This window comes from Sorangium sp. So ce887, assembly GCF_051521455.1.
Classification (GTDB): Bacteria; Myxococcota_A; Polyangia; order Polyangiales; family Polyangiaceae; genus Sorangium.
Genome location: NZ_CP150354.1, coordinates 8,584,186 through 8,604,388, shown reverse-complemented (window position 1 = coordinate 8,604,388; position 20,203 = coordinate 8,584,186). Strand labels below are relative to the sequence as shown.

Below are 20,203 nucleotides of genomic sequence, written 5' to 3'. Positions count from 1 at the left end.
AGCGCGGTCGGTAATGCTCAACTTTGGCCCTGAGTGCTCAACTTTGTTTGATCGGCGTGGCGACTAGGGATCTCGCCGCGTAGGGTCGGCCGGAAGAAGTGCAGCCCGCGGGTGCGGCAAACACCCCGGGCTGCGTGGCCGAACCCCGAGCTACCGAGGTCCGACAGTGCAACTGTATCTGATCCACCCCGACGGTGGGCAAGGCGAAGGTGCGCCCGCGCGCCGCCGCCGTTCCATTCCCTGCCTCTCCCTCACCCCGACCCAGCGCAAGCGCCTCCGGGCAGCCCTGCGCAACCTGCGCGCCGCGTACGGCTCGTGGTCATGCCTCGCCGAGGTCATGGGCATGTCCGTCGTCAGCGTCGAAGCCATCGCGAACGGTCGCGACAACGGCTCGCCCGCGACCGCGCAGCGCGCCGCGAAGGCTGCCGGCGTCCCGGTTGAGCAGCTCCTCGGCGGGCTCACGGCGGCGGACCGCTGCCCCACGTGCGGGAGGTCCGGGTGACGAAGTCGCGGAAGGTGGCTCGCCGCCCGCCTGCCGCACGACATCGGAGCAAGCGACCGCCGATGGCAGAAATCCTAGCGGAGCGCGGCATCATATTGGCGACGCTCGCCGGCATCCCGAAGCGGGACCGTGCCGACGTGGAGCAGCAGGTGCTCATGGGCGCCTGGCACGCCGTGAAGCGAGGCATGTACAGACCCGACCCGAAGGACAAGCCGCGCGACGCGCTCCGGAAGTGGCTCCACGGGATCGCCTGGCGCCTCGCCTCGCACTACATCAAGAGCGCGTACGTGCGTCACGCGGTACTCCATCCGAGCCCGCTCGGCATGCTTCGCGAGCCTGTCGGCGTCGACTGCACGCGCAGATGGAGGCTCGTGAAGTGCTGGACGCCATGGCCAGCCTGCCGGGCTGGCAGGTCGACGCGCTGCTCTCCGTCGACGACCCGGAGAGCGTCTCGGCGTACGCACGGCGGCACCGCATGAGCCCGCACACGGCGCTCAGCCGGCTCCGCATCGCGCGGGAGGCGCTCGCGCTGAAGTTTCGCAGGTGGCGGCGATGAACAACAGCCGTGGCCCCTAACGCGAAGCGCTAGTGGACTGTTCGATAAGTTTTTTAACATATTCCCCGGGGTGGCGTAAGCTTCGGCATGCGAGGACGACCACCCAGGAGGATCGAGCTGTCGCGGGAGGATCGGGCGTACCTGGAGCGGCTGGTGCGCGATGGACGCACCGAGCAACGCGTCGCTCGCCGAGCTCGGGTGCTCTTGGCCATGGCAGACCCGGCGACGGTCGTGGAGGAGCTGGCGGCGCACGTGGAGCAGAGGCGCGAGACCATCTGGCACCTCTGCCGTCGGTACGAAAAGTTGGGGGTTCGGGCGGCCGAGGACGCTCCTCGCGAAGGTCGGCCCCGGGCTTTTTCCCCCTCTGCAACGCGTCGGCCTCGAGATGCTCGCCTGTTGTGAGCCCGCAGGGCTCGGGCTGCACATGACGCACTGGTCGACACGCAGCCTGGCGAAGGTGGCGGCTGAGCGTGGGCTGGTGCCGAAAATCGCGCACTCGACCGTCTCGCTGATCTTGCGTACCGCCGATCTCCAACCCCACCGTTCGCGGTACTGGAAGACGCCCACGATCGATGCCGACTTCGAGAGGAGGGCGACGCGCATCCTGTGGTGCTACGAAAGAGCCTCGGATCTAGCTGCGCGCGGCGAAGTTGTACTTTGCTTCGACGAGAAGCCGAACATCCAGGTGCTCGAACGTCGACGACCGACCCGCCCCGTGAGGCGCGGCCAGATCGAGCACCAGGAGTTCGAGTACATCCGGCACGGGACGGTGAACTTCGCCGCCGTGCTCGATGTGCACACGGGCAAGATGCGCGGGTGGTGCCCCAGCCGGAACGATAGCGAGCACCTGCGCGCGATCCTGCCCGAGTTACTCCACGAGTGCTGCAATGCGCGACGCGTGCACCTGATCTGGGACGGAGCCCCGTCCCACGTCGCACAGGAGACCACCACCCTGCTGCGTACCCTCTACCCGCACGTCCGCGTGCTTGTGACGCCGGCGCACGCCTCGTGGCTCAACCAGGCCGAGTTGCTGCTGCGCGCATTCAGCGAGCGCTACCTGAAGCGCGGCAGCTGGAACAGCCGCCAGCAGTTCGTCGAGCACCTGAACGTGAGCTGGCGGGAGTACGACCAGCTCTACGCTCACCCTTTCAGGTGGTCCTGGACGCGGCAGAAGATGCACCGCTGGGTTGAGCGGCATGCCGCGTGATTATGTTAAAAAACTTGTCGAACAGTCCACTAGGGACGCCTGCCGATGTTGTTGGCCTCGGTAAGCGTTTCGACAATGGCATCAACCACTGCTTCCTTTGTGAGCGCAGTCGGATCGAACGAGGCAACCTCGCGCGGGGCCACGGGCGACGGCTCACGAAGGTCAGTCACGAAGAGCACAAGCCTGCTCTTGGACTTGTCCGCCACTATGCCCAAGTCGGGCATATGAGGCACCCTAAAATCCTTCGGCGAGAGCCACCCCTTTATGAGCTGAAACCTCATAGAGATCAGCGACTTTTTCACGCCGGCAACGTGCGCCTCTGTGGACTTCTCGCCGTTGCAGGTGATGGGCCTACCTTCCCCAGTCTCCGCCTTCAGCCCGTTCTCCTTGTAGCGAGAGGCCACTTCCTCGAACGCCGGCCTCAGCGCTGTGTTCAGCGCTTCGTCAACCGCGTTAGAAAACGCGTTTTTCTCATTGTCACGGCGAGTCTTGTCCTCCCGTACACGCTGTTCCTCAGCCTTGTACATGCCGAAAAGTCGATTCAACTTATCCCCGGCTCCTCCGCTCTCTGACATCCTATGGGTACCTCCGTGTTTGATTCGGCCTCGAACATGACCAAGCACGTCATCGCGCTATCCAACAATATTGAAGCAGTTGTCTTCGTGCCGTGTCCTGGGTGGATCGTACTGTCTATACGACACGGCGGTCGTCCGCTGCGGGTGTGGACGACCGCAGCCGGACGTGGGTAGCCGGCGCTGAGACTTGGTCCGGCACTTGCCCTTGTCAACCTCGCCTACGGGTCGAACAGCGACAACTGCACCATCCTGCGCGGTCCCGGCGCTGGCGGCGGCTCCGACTGCGGCCCGTCCGAGCTGGGCCGCAGTCGTCAGGCGTGTCGTTCGCCGCTATACTGGCACGCGCCGGGCCTCGCGCCTCAGCTCCTCTTGAACGTGCTCAAGGAACACCTGATCAGACGCGCACTCGCCGCGATTCGCGTTTAGAATGATCGTGTTCCAGTTTCTGCGGTTCGTGTACTGCTGAACGACCGTTATGGGCACCGGCCGCCCGTCAAACGTTACAGAAAACCAGCCTTGCACCGTGTAGTTGGTATCGATGGCGAAAGCGCCCGACGTCGACAACGGCCGCTCGCCAACCCTGGGCCTGTTGCTGGGCTTCGGGACTTCCTCCCAACCGCTTGCACCGACGGCGTTGAAAATTCGCGCGGCTTCCGACCTGACGCGCGTCACGTGCTCCTCGTAGCTTACTCCCGTATCCATCGTCTGAACCTCCTGTTGGTCCACTTCCGCGTGTGCGGTTTGCGGCCTGAGACACGGCACCCCCGCGCCTCTGTACCGAAGCGTGGACCGCATGCCACCGGGACGTCAAGGAGATTATTGCCCGAAAATCAGGTGGCCCATTGAGTGACCAGGTACAGAACTGCTCCACCAATGCAAGCATTGCCGCGTGACCGACAGGGTAGCTGAGCTCGACGCGCCCCTTTTCTTGGCCGCCTTGCCCGCCTTCACGGGCGGCTCGACGCACCGGATGCCCTTACCCCGTGCTGTCAGGCTCGCCGAACAGGCTCAACTGCACCATCCGCACGCGGCGCGGGCGGTGGCTCTGACGGCGGGGGCTCCGGAGCTGGCGTAGGCGCCACAGGCGCAGCCGGAACGCTCCCGACTAGCCGGAGGAACCCGCGCCCGTTCGGCAGGGCTCTGGCGGGCGCCGTGGGCGTCCCGGCGGGCTGCTCCGGCAGCTTCAGCGCCTTCGGCTTCGGCGGCTCCGTGGGCGTCTCGGCGAGCGCCGCCGTGACGAGCTCTTCGATGCTCCAGACGTGATCGGCCACCCCCGCCTCCATGGCGGGCGTGACGCGTAGCGCCTCGTGCGGGCGGCAGAAGTTGTAGAACGCCATGTGCAACGCGACCGCCGCCTTGTGGTGCGGCAGGCGCTTGCTGAAGCCGTTGCAGAGCCGCGTGAAGCGGCGGATGTGCATCCGGATCGTGAGGTACTGCCGCTCGACGTGGCTTGTGCTCGCCCGCTTCACGTCGGGCACGCCGAACACGGGAGTGCGCGTGATGAACGGGTCGCGCGGCGGCTCGTACCGGTGGTCGTCGTCCCGGCGCGCCTTCCGGCTGTAGTTCTTGACGACCTGGGCGTAGTCGACCGAGCCGGCGAGCGCGAACGACTCGCCGACGGCCGTGGTGTAGGGCTGCCAGCCGTCGCTGTAGAGCTGCGGGATGGTCATCAGGCGGGCCCGCAGATCGGCGATGAACGCGCGCGTGTTCTCGTCGTCGCGCTTCCCCACGCGGTAGGAGATCACGAGCTTCGACGCGCTCGCCATGCCAACGAACACGTACGCCTCGCCGACCTCGGGCGAGTCGCCCGGCTGGACGCCCGCCTGCTTCTTCTGGACGTAGCTCCAGATCTCGTCGACCTGGACCGTCCGGCAGTCGACGTCGCGCACGAGCCGGTTGTGGAGCGCCGCGCAGCCGTCGCCGACGCGAAGCAGCAGCGACAGGATCGCAGGCTGGCTCACGCTGGTGAGCCGCGACGTGGGGCGGATGCCCGCTCCCTCGACAAGATGTGCGACGACCTCAACGCGCTTCGTCATCGGCAGCACGTGTGCCATGCAGGGCCTTGCCTCTCCCCAAGCGGCGGCCCATGATGCGCGTGCGAGGTGCGCTGGACGGGCCACCGTCCGGTGTTCCGCAGCCCTGTCTTCGGGGTCCAGCCGGGGACAGGGCGCTTTGTTAAGTACCCTGGAACAGAGCACGAAACGCCTGAATTTTCCGGCGTTTCGGTGTAGCTAGGACACACGATGTCATAGCCAAACAGGCGCGGTTACAGCCTGTTTGACGGCCTCGCTCCCCCTCGATGTGGACTGGCGGATCGGTGGCGGCATGCATGTGATAGCGTCTCGCCCATGCGTGCGCGACTCGTCCTGGAGAACGGTGGTCATGCCATGACCAAGGTTGTGGAGATTACCAAAGTTCCGAGGGTGGACTCTACGGTCGAGGCTGACCGGCAGCGGAAGGTCAACGCTGTGGAGGAGGACGCCGAACGCGGCGAGGTCAGAGTCTCCCTGTCCGAGGACGCCGAAGATCTAGCGGTCCAGATCCTGCCTCAGGCACACATGGCCTACATCGAATTGATGAAGCGGGAAGGGTGGGAGGTAGAGGGTGAGGAAGAGCTGATGGCCTGGCTAAAGCATCGAGTCAGGCGTCAACGGCACACCGGGCCCATTGCTCAAAATTGAGCAGTACCGCGCGGTCGCGAGGGGACCAGGACGCGTTGTGGTCGCGGGCGAGGGCGGTCGCGAGGGGACCAAGGCTCGCGGTGAGCCGCGCGTCAGGGCGAGTCACCCCCCTGACAGCGGCCCTCGGTGCACTCGATCGGGCCCGGCTCGACGCATTCGTACGCGCACGCCCGCCCCCAGCGCTCGTAGTCCTCGATGAGCGCGCGCGCCTCCTCTTCCACAACCGCTTTCTTGGTGCTGTTCACGGCCACGAAACACCCGAGCGGGCAACCGGGCGACGCATAGACGCATTCAGAGGCGTCGTTGCACGCGTTCGACTCGGCGACGATCGTATCGAACTCCTCCTGGACGTCTTCCTCGCTCTTGGCACAGCTCGCGCAGACAAGGCCAAGGCCGAGGCCGAGGCTCAAGAGCACCATCCCTTTCGCGCGCATCGACATGCTTCACCTCCGGCAGTAGGCCGCGAGTCCCGCACCAGCAGGGAGCGTTCGCCGCGGCGCTCTGCTCGGGTATACATCACCCTCCCCGGCCCGGGCCTCGCCAGCACGAAAGCGGCCCGGGGAGGTCCGTGCCCGGAACGGCCTCCGTGGCCAGCGCCGCGCTGGCTGGCGGCCCGGCGGCATGCTGGCCGCAGGGTGGGCCGGGATGTGTTGAGCCCGAATGCGTTCACGGAGGAAGTCGGACCGAGGCTCGGCATGCCGCGCGGCAGGCTGCGAAGAAGGACTGTGCGCCACCTTCGCCCGCGGGGGCGCGTCCGGCGCATACAGTTTGACATTCCGACGTCAGGCCGCCTTTTCTCGCCCACAGGTCAGCTCAGGCCGATTGACTTCGCGCGGGCGGCACCGTTCCGTGCCCTCATGCGTCACGCTCGTCGGTCTCTCACGCTCGTCGCGCTGGGCTTGGGGGGCGCCCTCGGCATTTCCGGCTGCTACTCCGAGAGCTGCGCGGATTTCTAGCGGTGTGAGCTCCCTCCTCCCGAGCCGTCTCCTTGTGACGGGGATCCAGCGCTCGCGCCGGCAGCGGACAGGCGATCGTGCGAGCGAGCGAGGGCGTCGCGGGCAACGGCACGGACGGGGAGGCGGGAGAGGACGTGCCGGGCGACCGGGCGAAGGACGGGGTGAAGGGGAACGACGGCGCGGACGCCTGCACGGCGGACGTCGTGACGGGCGCCCGGACGGTGGTGACCGTGTGCGACGACGGCATCGAGTATACGCGCGGATACGGGGGTGACGGCGGCATCGACGAGGGGCGCGATGGCGCTCCAGGGCAGCAGCCGGAGCCCGCGGACAATCCAGAGGGCAAGGGCCGTGGAGGGACCGGCGCGGGCAGCGAGGTGTGCACACCTGGGGCAGGCGGCGGACGGTGTCGACCGCGGGCGCGCTGCCGGCGCGGCTGGCGCAGGCTACCTCAGCGTCGATGGATGGATCGGCGTCCGGGGTGACGACAGGCGGAAGGGCGGCGTCGCCGTGGAGACGCTTCGCTTTCCTGAATAGGCGGAGTCGAGCTGAGACGCTCCCCCCGGCGCGCGCGATCGAGATCGCGATCGGCTCGCTCTCGGGCGCGACGGAGATGTGCGCTCACTGGTTCGGGCGCATCAAGGCCTCGACGCCGTCCGCGAGCTTGTCGTGCTGCTGCCTCCGGAGGACCGAGACCAGCGCGGCGGCGAGCGGTTCTGGGGCGACGATCGGTCCGGCGAGCTCGTTCATCCAGACTGCCATGATGTCGCACGGATCGCGATCGATGACGGCGCCCCGCAGCAGCAATGCGATGGTGTCCGCGAGCTCCCCGCGTCCTTCGACGCGGAGCTGAGCGACCAGGTCGGCCGCGAGCCGTGCCGGGTCGACGATCGGCCCGGCAATGCCGCGCGCCCAGAACATCATGAGCGAGCCTGCGAGCACGTCGCGGCCCTCGGAGCGAAGCTTGGTGACGAGCGCATAGGCCAGGACGCCCGCGGGGTGGGTGCGGCCGAGCGCGTCGGCGAGGGCCCAGCGGGCAGCGACATCGGGCGGGGGCTCGTACTTCGTAGCCGGTACGGGCGGCTGGGCCGGAGCCGGCGCTCCTGTTTCGCAGCGCTCCTGTTCTTCGTAGGCATAGGTCGCCCTCGAGATGGCATCCGCGAGGTCGCGGCGCCCATCGGCGCAAAGCCGCTCTCTCAGCGCCACCCGGAGGTCGAGCGACAGGGTGTTCTCGACCAGGCTCGCCATCTCGTGGTGCCCGCAGGCGCGGTGCGCTGCGGCCGTCTGGCTCCTGATGGCGATCTTTCCTTGAACCTCGTTGAGCCAGGGCATCGGGTCGGCGTCGATCGGGCCGCCGCCCAGCAACGACACGATCGCGTCCGCGAGCTCGCCTCGCCGGTCGACGCGCAACTTTCCCACCAGGGCCGTGGCGAAGCGTCCCGAGTCGCAGATCGGGCCCGTGGTCTCCTGCCTCTCGCTGTGCCGGATGAGCCCTGGTAGACCCTCGCGCTCGTCGAGGGAAAGCCTCACCTGAAGCGCGTGGCTCAGGACGTGCCAGACGTGGGTGCCGGCGAGCTCGTCGCCGACCGCGACAACGGTCGCGCGCTCGGTCGATTCAGTGGGCATGACCATGAGTTCCTGCTTCGGTTCCGACGTGTCCCACCGTCCGTGCTCGACGACCTCGAACGTCCGCTAAGCGCTCGCGTTCATGGGGCGTCTCCGGCGAACGGAGAGTCCCCGACGCCGACGTCTTTCGCGCCGCTGGGCGGCGCGCGGTCTGTCGAGTCGGCGCCGAGAGCGCCCGGGCTCGGGCACTGCGCCTGACAGGCGTCGTCCAGGCACGAGGCTGCCTCCGTGAAGACCCGATCGGCGGGGCCGCAGTTGTCGGGCAGGGTGCAGATAGAGACTGGGTTGTCGCCGGCCAGGCAGTCGACAAGGCAAACACAGCGAGCATCACCGGCGCTCGCGTCGTACTCGTTGCAGCACGAGGTCTTTGCGCAGCTCACGCAGTTGTTGTGAGAGGGCATACGTGTAGATGACGCTTGCGTCAAGGAGCACTGGGCGATGGGGGCAGAGGAGAGCCATGGGTGAGGTGACGGGGACGCGACCGGCGCCGACCGAGAAGGCGGGCTCATCGGCATCCAAGGCGCGCAGGTAAATTTCTTCCAATACGTCGGCGGCGCGATCCTCTAGGCAGGAAGGCGACATCCGCCGTTCCCCCGGGAACGATCGCGATGCGATTCGAGCACCAAGGAGCGCGACGATGACGAAGAGCCAGGTACCCCCCGTCCCCGAAGGTCAGACGTGCTTTCCCTACCTGAGCGCGCGCAACGCCGTGGAGGCGATCGATTTCTACAAGCGCGCTTTCGGCGCGCGCGAGGACTGGCGCGTCACGATGCCCGATGGGCGGATCGGCCACGCCGAGCTGTCGATCGGTCGAGCCCGGTTCTTCCTGTCGGATGAGTATCCCGAGCTCGGCGCCGTCAGCCCCGAGACGCTGAAGGGCACCAGCGCGAGCATCGTCGTTTACGTGGAGGACGTGGACGCGCTCGCCGCGCAGGCCGCCGCGGCGGGCGCGACGATCGAGCGCCCGCCGCAGGATCAGCCGTTCGGAGACAGGATGGCCTGGCTCCGCGATCCGTACGGCCATCGCTGGGGCCTCGCGCACCGGATCGAGGACCTCTCCCTGGAAGACAAGCAGAGGCGCGTCGCGGCGATGTAGCGAATCCACCGGAGGGCCCGGGGGCGTGCCCAGGGGAGGGCGCCCCGGTCACCGGCCCAGCTCGGCCACGATCCCGACATAGGTGGGCTCGGGGACCTCCGTGACCCGGCCTGTCGGCTCGAGGGCGCCCGTCGCCTCGTCCACGTGAAACGCGACGATGTTCCCCGAATCCTGGTTCGCGACCAGCAGCAGCTTGCCTGTCTTCGCGATCTGGAAATGGCGCGGCGTCTTGCCCCGCGTCGACGCGTGGCCGGCGGGCGTGAGCGTGCCCCGCTCGGGATCAACCGCGAAGATGGCGATGCTGTCGTGACCCCGGTTCGACCCGTAAACGAACTTGCCCGACGGGGACACCTGGATCTCGGCGCACGCGTTCTCCTCGCCGCTCACGCCGTCGGGGAGCGTCGAGACGGTGTCGAGGGCGGACAGCGTCCCGCGCGACGGATCGTAGCTCAGGGTGGTAATCGAGTCGGCGGACTCGTTGATCACGTAGGCGAACCGGCCGTTCGGGTGGAATTCGAGGTGCCGGGGCGCCGTGCCCGCGGAGAACGAGAGCGCCGGCGGGTCGTTCGGCTCCATCCGGCCCGTCTCCGCGTCGAAGGTGAGCTGGGCTATCGCGTTGCTCCCGAGGTTCGTGACGAAGGCGAACCCGTTGGCCGGATCGGTCACGGCGTGGTGCGACCTCGTCCGGCGCCCGAAGGACACCTCGGAGGCCGCCTGGCCGAGCGCGCCCTCCTGGCCGACGGGGAGCACCGCCGCCGTCCCGCCGCCGTAGTTGGCGACGAGGACGAAGCGCCCGGACCGATCCGTGGACAGGTGGGCAGGGCCCTGGCCCTTCGACGAGACCCGGTTGATGAGCTCGAGCGTCCCGGCCTGCGGGTGGATCCGGAACGCGCTGACCGCCCCCGACATCTCCCCGTCCACCTCGCTCAGCTCGTTCACCGCGAAGAGGCGCTGGCGCGCGGGATCGACGGCGAGGAAGGTCGGGTTCATCTCGGCGTCGAGCGGGCCCTGCACGGCCGAGAGCGCGCCGTCGGCGTCGTCCAGGCGGAAGACGTAGATGCCCTCGTGGCCCCCGACGTAAACCAGGGGCGCGCCGGTGGGCTGCGCGCCACCGCCGGCGCCACCGCCGGTGCCGGTGCCGGCGCCGGTGCTGCTCGCGCTGCTGCCGTTGCCGCCGGTGCCGGTGCTGGTCGTGCCGTTGCCTTGGCTCATGCTGTCACCGCCGCTCCCGGAGGTGCCCGTCGTCGCGCCGTTGTTCGCGGTCCCGGCGCCGGCTCGGCCGCATCCGAGCCACAGTCCGGCCACCAGGCAGAGGAAGGTGCGCTGCATCGATCGATCCACGTTCACCTGGACCTGGGTTATCCCCGGACTGCGCCGCGGGGCAAGCGCCACGGCGCTCCCCGTCGCGATGCGGGGCGAGGCGTGCTTGGCCGACGCGCCCCGCGCGGCGCTTTCCGGGGAGGGCGCACGATGCGGCGCGGCGCTTCAGGCGCGCCCGCGCAGCGCCCCGGCGGCGGCGCCGAGGAGCGCGCCGGCCGCGATCGGGAGGCCGTGGGCGAAGGCGACGTGGAGGAGATCGTCGAGCGCGCAGTGCGCCTCGACGCCAACCACCACCCCGAGGCCGCACAGGGACCCGATCGCGGCGCCGCGCCACGCCGGCGCCGAGAGGAACGAGCGGCGCAGCACGAGCGCCGCCAGCGCGAACGGCACGAGCGCCGTGCAGAGGGCGCTCACGATGCACTGGAGGTGCAGCTCCAGAGGCACCGGCGGGTCGGACACGCGCGACCTCACGACGGCCGCGGCCAGGAATCCGACCGGCACCGCGACGGCGAGCGCCTGGATCGCCCTCACGCTCGCCGGCAGCCCCCGGGCGCGCGGCCTCAGCGCGAGCAGCAGGCCGAGGCCGGAGAGCACCGCCACGACGGCGAGCGGGACGACCACCCGGGGTGACCCGAGGTCGTCGCGGAGGCCCTCGCTCCAGCTGAAGAGCAGGACCCAGGCGAGCCCGGCCAGGGTCGCGCTCAGGGCGCGGCGCTCGCGCGCCGGGCGCGTCAGCGACGGCTCGGCCGGCGCCTCCGCCAGGGCGGGCGGCGGGCGCGCGGCGAGGTGGGCCGCGGGATCGGGGATGTCGTCGATCCCCCTCAGCAGGTCGTGCTCATTCGCCATCGACACCTCCCCGGACGCCCGCCTGTCCCTTGCCACGGCGACCGCTCCGCTCCGGCCTCGCGGCCGCGGGCCTGTCGCTCTTCTCCTGGCCCTTTTCTACGCTCCTGTCGGCGCCTCGTTCCGCCCCGGGCCGCCGCTTGAGCTCCTCGAGCGCGGCGCGCAGCGCCTCGTAGGCGCGGAACGCGCGGAGCTTCACCGCGGTCCCGGTCGTCCCCAGGATCGCCGCGGCGTCCTGCACGCTCAGCCCCTCGTACCGGAGCAGGACGAACGCCTCGCGCTGCGACGCCGGGAGGCACGAGAGCACGCGCTCGACCGCCCGCGCCGTCTCGGAGGCGATCGCGACCGCCTCGCCGTCGGCGCCGTCCGCGTCCGGCGGCTCCGCGCCAGGATCGCTCGGGAGGCGCTCGGTGCTGCGGTGCTTCTGGGCGCGCGCGTGGTCGAGGTACGCGTTCCGCGCGATGGCGTAGGCCCACGGGGTGACGGCGCCGCCCTGGGCGAAGGTCGATCGGGCGCGGTGCATCCGCAGGAACGTCTCCTGCGCCAGGTCGCCGGCGAGCGTCTCGGAGCCGCACATGCGGGTGAGGTACGCGAGGAGGCGCGTCGACAGCGCGCGGTGCAGCTCCGCGAACGCGCGCGCGTCGCCGCACGCGTACCGGTCCATCGCTGCGTTCAGGGCGAGCTCGTCCATGGCGGCTCCGACGGCATACACCCGTTGCGCGCCGGCGATCAGCGTGGCGTCTCGCTCGGCGCGCCCGGGGCCTGCGGCCCGCGGCGCGACGGTCCGAGGAGCGCCCCGCGCTCGGCGAGGTCGCTCAGGAGGGCCGCGGTGCTCTCCAGCACCGGGCCGTCGACCGGGTGCCCCAGCGCAGCGCAGCCCTGGACCACGGCCTCGCCGAGCGTGGCGCCCGCGAGGAGGCGGCCGAGGAGCTCGGCCGCGAGCGGCGTGAGCTCGAGGAAGCGCACGTCGTGCCCGGCGTCGCGGTACACGAGCAGGCGCGTGGGCTCGCGCGCCGGCACGTCGCGCGCCGACTCGGCGCCCTGCAGCCTGTGGACCGCGTGCTCGTGGCGCACGAGCGCCGCGGCCGGCTGGAAGCGCACGCCGCGGTCGAGGGAGAGCTCGTCGCCGGAGGCGGGCGCGTCCGGCGCGTCCGGCGCACCCGGGTCACCTGTCGGGTCCGGTCGACCCGCTGCGCCGGCCTCTTCCCCGTCCGGCTCGGCGAACGACGCCGCGAAGGCGGCGAGCTCATGGCGCGCGAGATCCGCGAGGTAGGCGGGCACCTCCGGGTCCTCGGCCCAGCGCGGCGCCGCGAAGCCCACGAAATCGAAGGCGACGTCGCGGAGGTAGCGCGAGCGGGGCAGCTCCACGTCGAGGAAGCGCGCCGCGTCCGCCTCGAACCGGGCACCGAGGCGCGCCGCGGTCCGCGGGATCCCGGCGCGGATCGCGCCTGTCAGCCCGCGGCGGATGAGGCCCCGGTAGAGCAGCAGCCGCTTCGGCGGGAGCGCGGCCATCGCCTCGAGGTCCGGCCCCTCGAGCCCGGCGCGGGCGAGCCACGCGCGCGGATCGGCCGCGATCGCCTCGCCGTCCGGCGCGCTCACGCTCAGCTGGAGCGCCCGCTGCAGCGCCGCGAGCTCCGGCGGCGGCTCGTTCAGCGCCTCGCGCGCCGCGCTCACACCCGCGTCTCCGCGCGCCGCGCTCACGCCCGCGCCTCGCGCGCCGCGCTCACGCCCGCGCCTCGCGCGCCGCGAGCCCGCGCCGGTACGCCGCGTCGACCTCGGCGAGCTCGGCGAGCAGCGCCTCGAGCGGCGGCACCTCGTTGTCGCGCTCCAGCACGACCGGCACCGGCCCGGTCCGCGCGACCGCGCGGGCGAGCAGGTCGAGCACGGGCTCGATGACCGGCGCGCCGTGCGTGTCGACGAGGACCTCCGCGTCGTCGCGCCACGCATGCCCGGCCACATGCATCGAGACAACGCGTGCAGGTGGAATTTTCTCCAGGTACGCGGCCGGGTCGAAGCCGTGGTTCCGGGCGTTGACGTAGACGTTGTTCACGTCGAGCAGGAGCCCGCAGCCGGCGCGCTCGAGCACCTCGACGAGGAAGTCGGCCTCGTCGAGCGAGGCGCGGCCCGGGACCAGGTAGTAGGTGATGTTCTCGATCGCCATCGGGCGCTCGAGCCGCTCCTCCGTCTCGCGGATGCGGGCGGCGGCGTGGGCGGCGGCCGCGGAGGTGAGCGGGAGCGGCAAGAGGTCGTGGAGGAACCTGCCGCCCACGCCGGAGAAGCACAGGTGATCGCTGTGGAAGGGGGGATCGAGCCGATCGACGAACCCCCGCAGCGCGCGCAGGTAGCCGTCGTCGAGCGGATCGACCCCGCCGACCGACAGGGTGAGCCCGTGCGTCAGGATCGCGCGGTGCTCCCGGACGCGCTCGATCGCGGCGGGGAAGTAGCCGCCGCGGCGCATGTAGTTCTCGGGGGAGAGCTCGAAGAAGGGGACGGGCAGCGCCGCGCCGCGCGCGCCCTCGCCGGGCGCATCGAGCGCCGCGAGCACCTCGTCGAGGAACTCCCATCGGAGCCCGAGGCCGACGCCGGTGAGCGCGCTGCCGGTCATGGGGGTGCGGGGCGGGCAGGGCCGATCGGGATCAGCCGCAGGTGCCCTGGCCACAGCCCGCGTGGCCGGCCTTCTTGGCGCCCGGCTTCTTCGCGGCGGGCTTGGCCGGGGCGGCGGTCGGCGTGGGCGGGACGGGCGCCGGGGTGGCCGTGGGGGCGACCTGCGGCGCCGTCGCGGCGGACTGCACGTCGCTCGCGGGCGGCGCCGCCGGGGCTTCCGGCGCGGCCGGGGCCGCGGGGACGTTCGCGCCCGCGGCGGCGTCGCCGGAGGTGGTCTCGGCCGGCGCGGGCTCGGCCGGCGCGACCGGGGTCGCCTCCTGCTCGGCGGGGACCTCGGTCGCGTTGACCGGCGCCTGCGCGCCGCCACAGCCGCTCATCAGCATGGCACCGGCGCTCAGCGCGGCGAGCGTCTCGTAAATGCTCTTCTTCGACAGCATCGTGTGGCTCCTCTGGTTCTCGTCATCGACGGGCCTGCACCCCTTACGGGCGAGGCGTGATCCGGTTTCCCGGCGGCGTCCGGAGCGCCATGTTTCCCAGACCCGCCACGGCGCCGCAACGGCTCACTGGGGGGCCACCGGGCTCGCCGGCGGCGCGCGCGGCGCTCACCGCGCGGCGCTGCCCGCGGGCGCCGTGGCCGCAGCGCCGGCGGTCGCGGTGAGCTCCAGCGACACCATCGCCTCTTTGGCGACCTTGGGCGACAGCACCTCGAGCGTCTTCTGGGCGAGCTTGCCGAACGCCTCGCGCGGGCGGACGTCGTGCTCGGCCAGCCCGACCGAGAACGGCTTCGCCGTCTTCACGGTGACGGCGGCGGGCCTGTCGCCCTCGTACCTGAACGTGGCGATGAGCTCCACGGTCCTCGGGGTCTGCCGCTGGTGCAGCAGGAGGTCGCCCGATGCGGTGACGGTCACCGTCCGCTCCGCGCCGGACAGCTTCGAGAGGTCCTTCTCGCCGGCGGTCGAGATCGACCGGATCGCGAACTGGGCCTTCTCGTTCTTCGCTCGGACGTCGTCGGGCGTGTCCTTCGAGATCTCGAGCCAGGTGCGAGCGTGCTCGTTCTGCAGGTCGCTCTTCTTCTCCTCGCCGGGCTTGCCGTCGTCGCCGACGGCGGTCTGGAAGAGCTCGAGCGTGGAGAGGTCGACCGTGATGAGGCCTGTCGTCCTCGTGATGTCGGCGGGATCGACCTGCAACGTCCCCCCGGCGGCGCCCTCGATCCGCCCGCGGATCTTCTCCCGCGGCGCGTCCATCGCGAGCTCGAGTTTGCTGCCCGCCCTGTCGATCGCGAAGGCCGCCGCGGCGGGCGCCTTCGGCTCCGGCGCCTTGAGCTCGGTCGCGGCGGGCGCGAGGGGCGGCGGCGGCTCCCCCTGGCATGCGGCCGCGCCCGGCCCGACGGCCGCGAGCACGAGGAGGAGCAGGGGCCTTGTTCGCATCGTCGTCATGATCGTCTCCTGGATTCCATGGGTTGATGCGCGGCCGTCCCGGTCGCGTGGCGCTCTCCACTTGAACAGGAAGGCAGGAGGACGGGAAGGGAGATCGGGGCTGCCCGTCCCCCCATCCGCTCGCTCGATGTCGCTGTCGATCCGAGCTGGTTCGCGGCCGCAAGCGGCATCCGATCCGAGCGAGCGAGGGGTCGCTCGGGCGCGCCTCGCTTCACTTCCACGTACGGGTTACGTGCGAGCGGCGGCGCGGTTTCGCCGGCGGACGCGGCCGCGCGGAGGCGGGCGTGTGGCGCGGGGTGGGGCCGCCGGACCCGCGCTGCACAGCCGCGCGTGGCCTGCGGTGTGCACGAGGCGGTCGTCGACGACGGAACCGGTCCATGGGGGGAGAACAGCAATGAGCACGCAACGATTCGCGGCGCCGGCCTTGGCCGCCGCCGCCATGATGGCGCTCGCCGGCGCGGCGGAGGCGCAGGGGGCGGCGCGACCGGAACAGCGCGATCGGCCGCTGGGCAATGTCCCTCCGGCGGATCAGCCGCTCATCCGGCGCATCCCCGAGCCCTCGATCGCGGTCGAGGGCGGCTTCGGCATGCTGGGCTACCTGGGCGGCACCGCGGGCGTCGGGCCCACCTGGAACGTGCGCGTGACCGGGAGCATGTCGCCGCGCGTGGCTGTCGAGGCGAACTACATCGGCTCGGTGAACCAGCGAGCGACGCTGGGGAGGTCGCTCGTGATGACCTCGCTCGATGCAGGGCTGCGCTACAACGTCCTGCGCGCCGACGAGGCGATCGTGCAGCCGTTCGTGGTCGCGGGGGTGGGCTACACGGGCTGGGCGGGCGAGGGCGGCGACGCGTTCGCGGTGTCGGTGCCGCTCACCGCGGGGGTGGAGCGGCTTGTCACGCGCAACGTCAAGCTGGGCGCCCGGCTCAACTTCCGCCCTGCCTTCTTCGACGACCTGACCGTCCGCGGCTCGGCGACCCAGACGGGCGGAGACAGCTGGGCGCTGCTCGCGCACGGCGGCGGCGCGTTCTGACCGTGGTTGAGGCGGCCCGACCGGGGTTGGGGCGGCCCGGCCCGACCGTGGTTGAGGCGGCCCGACCGGGGTTGGGGCGGCCCGACCGGGGTTGGGGCGGCCCGGCCCGACCGTGGTTGAGGCGGCCCGACCGTGGTTGAGGCGGCCCGACCGGGGTTGAGGCGGGCGGGCGGCTCAGCTCGTTCCGACCGTGGTTGAGGTGCGCGGCCTCTCTGGCAGCCGGCAAAAGCGCCCGGACGACGTCGTTCCGTCGTTCCGTGGAGTAGTCTGCCGGGCGCGCCGGGCGGCGACCTGCCTTTCGGGTTCCCGGCACGACCTCACCCACGGAGAACGACCGCATGAACACGCGCAGCAGCTCGCCCCGCCGGGGCCTGCTCTTCCTCTTCACGGGGCTCACGCTCGCCGGGAGCGCCGCCTGCACGCCCCGGCAGCAGGCGACCCAGGGGACGTCGACGACAGCGACCGATCCGACACCGGAGAGCGACTGCTCGGTCGGGCCGCTCCTTGCCTGCCCCGAGGGGCAGCTCGATGGCTGCGCCAACGGGACCACCCCGGTGCACCGGTGCGTGGAGGCGGGGCCCGGGAAGTGCCTCGACATCCGGGCGGCGCTCGTGAAGTGCCAGGAAAACGAGATCCTGACCCACGAAGGCTGCCCCGAGCCTGCCTACATGCATCGGTGCGCGCCCAGGCCGACGCAGCAGCAGCAGCCGTGAGCCGGCGGCCGACCGCGAGACGCCGCGAACCGCGGCCTCGCTAAAATATATGTAATTACGAAGGCTTGCGGCCAGAGCTCCCCGCGGGGAGCTTCGTGTCCGAGACGACCGGCCCCCCCTCGTACACGCCGGCGCCGCCCTCGCTGCCCCAGGTCTCGACCTCGCCGGGGGGAGCATCCTCTCGTTCGCCGGACGACGTGATCGGCCCGCGGACGCCGGGGACGTCCGCCTGCGGGTGAGGCCGCTTCTCCTCGCTGACCTCGCCCGCGGCGCGCGGCGCGTCCAGCGGGTCGTGCGTTGTCTCGTCTCCCATGTTTCCTCCTTCCGGAGGCCTCTGGGGCCGGCGCGCGCGATCGTCCACTCCTCCGCGGAGGCCGTGCCGGCGCGCTCGCCGCGGGCTCACCCCCCGGCCGCGCGACCCGCCGCCGGCCGCTCCTGCCCGGCCGCGCGACCCGCCGCCGGCTCAGCCTCGGCGTTCCCCACGGGGATCGTGAACCGGAAGGTGGTCCCCACGCCCACGCGGCTCTCCACGTGGATGGTCCCCCCGTGCGCGACAACGAGCTCCCGGGCGATGGCCAGCCCGAGCCCGGTGCCCTTGTAGCCGTTCCGCTGGCCGCGCCAGAACCGCTCGAAGAGGTAGGGCAGCTCGTCCTCCGGGATCCCCGGCCCCGTGTCCGCCACCGAGAAGAGGACGTGCTCCTCCCGATGCTCGCACCGCACCGTGACCGACCCCTGGGCGCCCGTCACCTTGACCGCGTTGCTCAGGAGGTTCGAGAGCACCTGGAGCACGCGATCGCGATCGCACACGACGAGCGGGACGTCCTCGGTCGACGACACGACGCCCAGGTGGATCCCCTTCTCCTGGGCCTGCGGCTCGAACGTCTCGACCGCCTCCCGGCCGATCTCCCGCGGGTCCTGCGGCTGCCGGCGCAGCGCCAGCCGGCCGGCGCGGAGGCTCGCGAAGTCGAGCAGGTCGTGGAGCAGCCGATCCATCCGGTGCGCCGAGCGCTGGATCGCCTGGATCGCCTTCGAATCGCCCGTGTCCCCGCGCACCGCCGCGCGCTTGGTCATCACGGCGGCCGCGGTGATGATCGCGCTCAGGGGGTTCCTGAGGTCGTGGGACACCGTGGCGAGCACGTTGTCCCGGAGCTCGATGGCGCGCTGCGCGGCCTCGTAGACCCGGGCGTTGTCCGCGGCGAGCGCCGCCCGCTGCGCCAGATCGTGCGCGACCGCGAGGTCCGCCTCGTCGTAGATCCGGCCGGACTCCGCGGTCGCCAGGGTGATGCAGCCGAACGTGCGGCCCCGCGCGACCATCGGGACCACCATGGCCGACGTGATCCCGAGCTCGCCGACGAGCCGGCGGAAGGCGGCGTGCTCGCCGAGCGAGGCGAGCAGCGGGTGCGACAGGTCCCGGACGAGCTCCGGGCGCTCGATACAGGGGGCCTTCTCCATCAGCGCGGCGAGCCCCGGAGGCGGATCCACCTCGCGGAAGAGCGCGCGCGCCCTCCGGACCGCCTCCGGGTCCGCGTGCGTCACCGTGATCCGCCGCGCCGCCTCGAGCTCCGGGAGCGTCTGGATGACGCACCAGTCCGCGAGCTCGGGGACCGTGAGGCGGCCGAGCCGGTCGAGCGTGCCCTGGAGATCGAGGCTGTCGCTCAGGGCGGCGCTCGCGGCGGCGAGGAAGCGTTGCCCCTGCTCGGCGCGCGTGCGCTCGGTGATGTCGAAGAAGGTCACGACCCCCGCCGAGACGCGCCCGCCCGGATCCCGGACCGGCGACGAGCGCACGAGGATCCGCCCCCACGTGCCGTCGCCGCGGAGCAGGTCGATCTCCTCGTCGTTCACGACCTCGCCGGTCGTGACGGTGCGCGCGAGCGGCCACTCCCACGTCTCGTACGGCTTGCCCGACCGCGGATGGAACCCCCGGTAGAGGTTGTAGCCCTCGATGCTCTGGATGCCGGCGAGCGACCCCCGGAAGATCGCCGTGGCCTGCTGGTTCGTGAGCAGGACGCGCCCCGTCTCCCGCTCGCCGATGATGAGCCCCGCCGGCATCTGCTCGACCACGGTCGCGAGCAGCGCGCGGGCGTCGTCCGCCTGGTGCCGCGACGCGCGCTCCTTCGCGACGAGCTGCGCCTGCACGATGATCCCGGTCGCCCGGTTGGTCATCGTGCGGAGCATCAGCAGGTCCTCGTCGGAGAACTCCTTGGCGCTGCGGGAGCCGAGGATCGCGACGCCGATCGGATGCCCCCCGTGGAGCAGCGGCACGCCGTAGACGGCGCGCAGCCCCCTCGACCGGATCTCCCGCGCCGTCACGGGCAAGGTCGGGAGCGCGGCGTCGAGCGAGGTGGGCCCGCGCAGCGCGAGGACCGCCCGGGCGAGCTCCCGCGTCGCCTCGAGCGGCGGGCCGAGCAGCGGCCCGTCGTCGAGGCCGGCGGTCGCGTGCACCTCGAGGCGGTCCCCGTCCCCGAGCAGGACGATCGCCACATCCACGGCGGCCGCCGCCTCCCGCGTGGCCCGGATGAGCGCCTTCAGGAAGGTATCCAGGTCGCTGCTGCCGAGGGCGGCCGCCGAGATCACGTCGAGCGCCTGGAGCAGGCGCACGCGCGCCTCCTGGTAGCGCGACACGGCGTCCGCGATCGCCTCGTCGAGCGCCGCGTTCAGCTGGATCAGCTCGCGCCCGCCGTCCCCGCCGCCGTCCCGCTCCCAGAGCTCCAGGATCACGGCGCGGAGCGCCGCGTATTCCATCACCACGTCGGCGAGGTCGTACCCGTGGGCCAGCCGGCTCAGCGCGTGATACCCGGGCATGCCCTGGAGCTTCCGGTCGACCGCGGCCCCCGTGCTCGCGCTGCCCGTGACCTCGGCGATGTAGTCGAGGACGTTCGGGACGTGGTCGATCAACATCGGATCCGACAGCCGCCGCGCCGGGCTCATCGCGCGGACTCGCTGTTTCCATGCCTCCAGGACCGCGTCGCGGTGGCGCTGGATGAAGCCGGAGAGCCGCTTTGGGCTCGGTCTACCGAGCTGATCCATCTAGGCCCTTACGATAGCGCGAAACCTTGAG

22 protein-coding genes and 1 pseudogene are annotated in these 20,203 nt (G+C 71.3%); 8 read left to right on the top strand and 15 right to left on the bottom strand.

Going from position 1 to position 20,203, the window contains the following annotated elements; genetic code table 11:
- The first annotated feature begins 166 nt into the window (after positions 1–166).
- The 3 genes from WMF36_RS32035 to WMF36_RS32025 all read left to right on the top strand — a co-directional run bounded on the left by WMF36_RS32035 (position 167) and on the right by WMF36_RS32025 (position 2,265).
- Positions 167–502, top strand: a complete 336-nt coding sequence (locus WMF36_RS32035) for a transcriptional regulator (protein ID WP_437574563.1) — start codon at positions 167–169, stop codon at positions 500–502.
- A gap of 361 nt (positions 503–863) precedes the next feature.
- Positions 864–1,058, top strand: a complete 195-nt coding sequence (locus tag WMF36_RS32030; protein WP_437574562.1) for a hypothetical protein — start codon at positions 864–866, stop codon at positions 1,056–1,058.
- Positions 1,059–1,482: 424 nt separating this feature from the next.
- A complete protein-coding gene (locus tag WMF36_RS32025) occupies positions 1,483–2,265 on the top strand; it encodes an IS630 family transposase (protein WP_437573855.1) in 783 nt (260 codons plus the stop codon).
- Positions 2,266–2,294: 29 nt separating this feature from the next.
- Here the strand turns inward: WMF36_RS32025 and WMF36_RS32020 are convergent, their stop codons facing one another.
- The 3 genes and pseudogenes from WMF36_RS32020 to WMF36_RS32010 all read right to left on the bottom strand — a co-directional run bounded on the left by WMF36_RS32020 (position 2,295) and on the right by WMF36_RS32010 (position 4,876).
- A complete protein-coding gene (locus WMF36_RS32020; protein ID WP_437574561.1) occupies positions 2,295–2,792 on the bottom strand; it encodes a hypothetical protein in 498 nt (165 codons plus the stop codon).
- 378 nt (positions 2,793–3,170) lie between these two features.
- A complete protein-coding gene (locus tag WMF36_RS32015; RefSeq protein WP_437574560.1) occupies positions 3,171–3,542 on the bottom strand; it encodes a hypothetical protein in 372 nt (123 codons plus the stop codon).
- A 274-nt stretch (positions 3,543–3,816) separates the two neighbouring features.
- Positions 3,817–4,876: pseudogene (locus tag WMF36_RS32010) on the bottom strand (IS1 family transposase).
- Between the two features lie 351 nt (positions 4,877–5,227).
- Between WMF36_RS32010 and WMF36_RS32005 the strand changes: the two are divergent.
- Positions 5,228–5,521, top strand: coding sequence for a hypothetical protein (locus tag WMF36_RS32005; RefSeq protein ID WP_437574559.1), 294 nt, complete (start codon positions 5,228–5,230; stop codon positions 5,519–5,521).
- Positions 5,522–5,613: 92 nt separating this feature from the next.
- Here the strand turns inward: WMF36_RS32005 and WMF36_RS32000 are convergent, their stop codons facing one another.
- Positions 5,614–5,961: a hypothetical protein gene (locus WMF36_RS32000; RefSeq protein ID WP_437574558.1), complete on the bottom strand. Its 348-nt coding sequence runs from the start codon at positions 5,959–5,961 to the stop codon at positions 5,614–5,616.
- 593 nt (positions 5,962–6,554) lie between these two features.
- Between WMF36_RS32000 and WMF36_RS31995 the strand changes: the two genes are divergently transcribed.
- Positions 6,555–6,962, top strand: a complete 408-nt coding sequence (locus tag WMF36_RS31995) for a hypothetical protein (RefSeq protein ID WP_437574557.1) — start codon at positions 6,555–6,557, stop codon at positions 6,960–6,962.
- 136 nt (positions 6,963–7,098) lie between these two features.
- On the opposite strand, the gene WMF36_RS31990 is transcribed toward WMF36_RS31995, so the two are convergent.
- Together WMF36_RS31990 and WMF36_RS31985 are read right to left on the bottom strand one after the other, a co-directional pair.
- Positions 7,099–8,103 carry a hypothetical protein gene (locus tag WMF36_RS31990; protein ID WP_437574556.1) on the bottom strand — a complete coding sequence of 335 codons (1,005 nt, stop codon included), beginning with the start codon at positions 8,101–8,103 and terminating at the stop codon, positions 7,099–7,101.
- Positions 8,104–8,183: 80 nt separating this feature from the next.
- Positions 8,184–8,483, bottom strand: coding sequence for a hypothetical protein (locus tag WMF36_RS31985; protein ID WP_437574555.1), 300 nt, complete (start codon positions 8,481–8,483; stop codon positions 8,184–8,186).
- Positions 8,484–8,740: 257 nt separating this feature from the next.
- Here WMF36_RS31985 and WMF36_RS31980 point away from each other — a divergent pair, with 257 nt between their 5' ends.
- Positions 8,741–9,199, top strand: coding sequence for a VOC family protein (locus tag WMF36_RS31980; protein ID WP_437574554.1), 459 nt, complete (start codon positions 8,741–8,743; stop codon positions 9,197–9,199).
- Between the two features lie 48 nt (positions 9,200–9,247).
- On the opposite strand, the gene WMF36_RS31975 is transcribed toward WMF36_RS31980, so the two are convergent.
- The 7 genes from WMF36_RS31975 to WMF36_RS31945 all read right to left on the bottom strand — a co-directional run bounded on the left by WMF36_RS31975 (position 9,248) and on the right by WMF36_RS31945 (position 15,402).
- Positions 9,248–10,528, bottom strand: coding sequence for a lactonase family protein (locus WMF36_RS31975; protein ID WP_437574553.1), 1,281 nt, complete (start codon positions 10,526–10,528; stop codon positions 9,248–9,250).
- 156 nt (positions 10,529–10,684) lie between these two features.
- Positions 10,685–11,365, bottom strand: a complete 681-nt coding sequence (locus WMF36_RS31970) for an NrsF family protein (RefSeq protein ID WP_437574552.1) — start codon at positions 11,363–11,365, stop codon at positions 10,685–10,687.
- Complete coding sequence (locus WMF36_RS31965) at positions 11,355–12,053, bottom strand: RNA polymerase sigma factor (protein ID WP_437574551.1); 699 nt, start codon at positions 12,051–12,053, stop codon at positions 11,355–11,357. Before WMF36_RS31965 ends, WMF36_RS31970 begins: the two co-directional genes overlap by 11 nt.
- A 38-nt stretch (positions 12,054–12,091) precedes the next feature.
- Positions 12,092–13,063, bottom strand: coding sequence for an HvfC/BufC N-terminal domain-containing protein (locus tag WMF36_RS31960; protein ID WP_437574550.1), 972 nt, complete (start codon positions 13,061–13,063; stop codon positions 12,092–12,094).
- A gap of 22 nt (positions 13,064–13,085) precedes the next feature.
- Entirely contained in the window at positions 13,086–13,967 is an 882-nt protein-coding gene (locus WMF36_RS31955; RefSeq protein ID WP_437574549.1) for a DUF692 domain-containing protein, read from the bottom strand.
- A gap of 31 nt (positions 13,968–13,998) precedes the next feature.
- On the bottom strand, positions 13,999–14,403 hold the full coding sequence (locus tag WMF36_RS31950; RefSeq protein ID WP_437574548.1) for a hypothetical protein: 405 nt from the start codon (positions 14,401–14,403) through the stop codon (positions 13,999–14,001).
- A gap of 165 nt (positions 14,404–14,568) precedes the next feature.
- Positions 14,569–15,402, bottom strand: coding sequence for a hypothetical protein (locus tag WMF36_RS31945; RefSeq protein WP_437574547.1), 834 nt, complete (start codon positions 15,400–15,402; stop codon positions 14,569–14,571).
- A 394-nt stretch (positions 15,403–15,796) separates the two neighbouring features.
- Here WMF36_RS31945 and WMF36_RS31940 point away from each other — a divergent pair, with 394 nt between their 5' ends.
- Positions 15,797–16,432: a hypothetical protein gene (locus tag WMF36_RS31940; protein ID WP_437574546.1), complete on the top strand. Its 636-nt coding sequence runs from the start codon at positions 15,797–15,799 to the stop codon at positions 16,430–16,432.
- A gap of 338 nt (positions 16,433–16,770) precedes the next feature.
- Entirely contained in the window at positions 16,771–17,145 is a 375-nt protein-coding gene (locus WMF36_RS31935; protein WP_437574545.1) for a hypothetical protein, read from the top strand.
- A gap of 55 nt (positions 17,146–17,200) precedes the next feature.
- Here the strand turns inward: WMF36_RS31935 and WMF36_RS31930 are convergent, their stop codons facing one another.
- Both WMF36_RS31930 and WMF36_RS31925 read right to left on the bottom strand, forming a co-directional pair.
- Positions 17,201–17,458: a hypothetical protein gene (locus WMF36_RS31930; RefSeq protein WP_437574544.1), complete on the bottom strand. Its 258-nt coding sequence runs from the start codon at positions 17,456–17,458 to the stop codon at positions 17,201–17,203.
- Between the two features lie 86 nt (positions 17,459–17,544).
- On the bottom strand, positions 17,545–20,172 hold the full coding sequence (locus WMF36_RS31925) for an ATP-binding protein (RefSeq protein WP_437574543.1): 2,628 nt from the start codon (positions 20,170–20,172) through the stop codon (positions 17,545–17,547).
- Positions 20,173–20,203 lie beyond the last annotated feature (31 nt).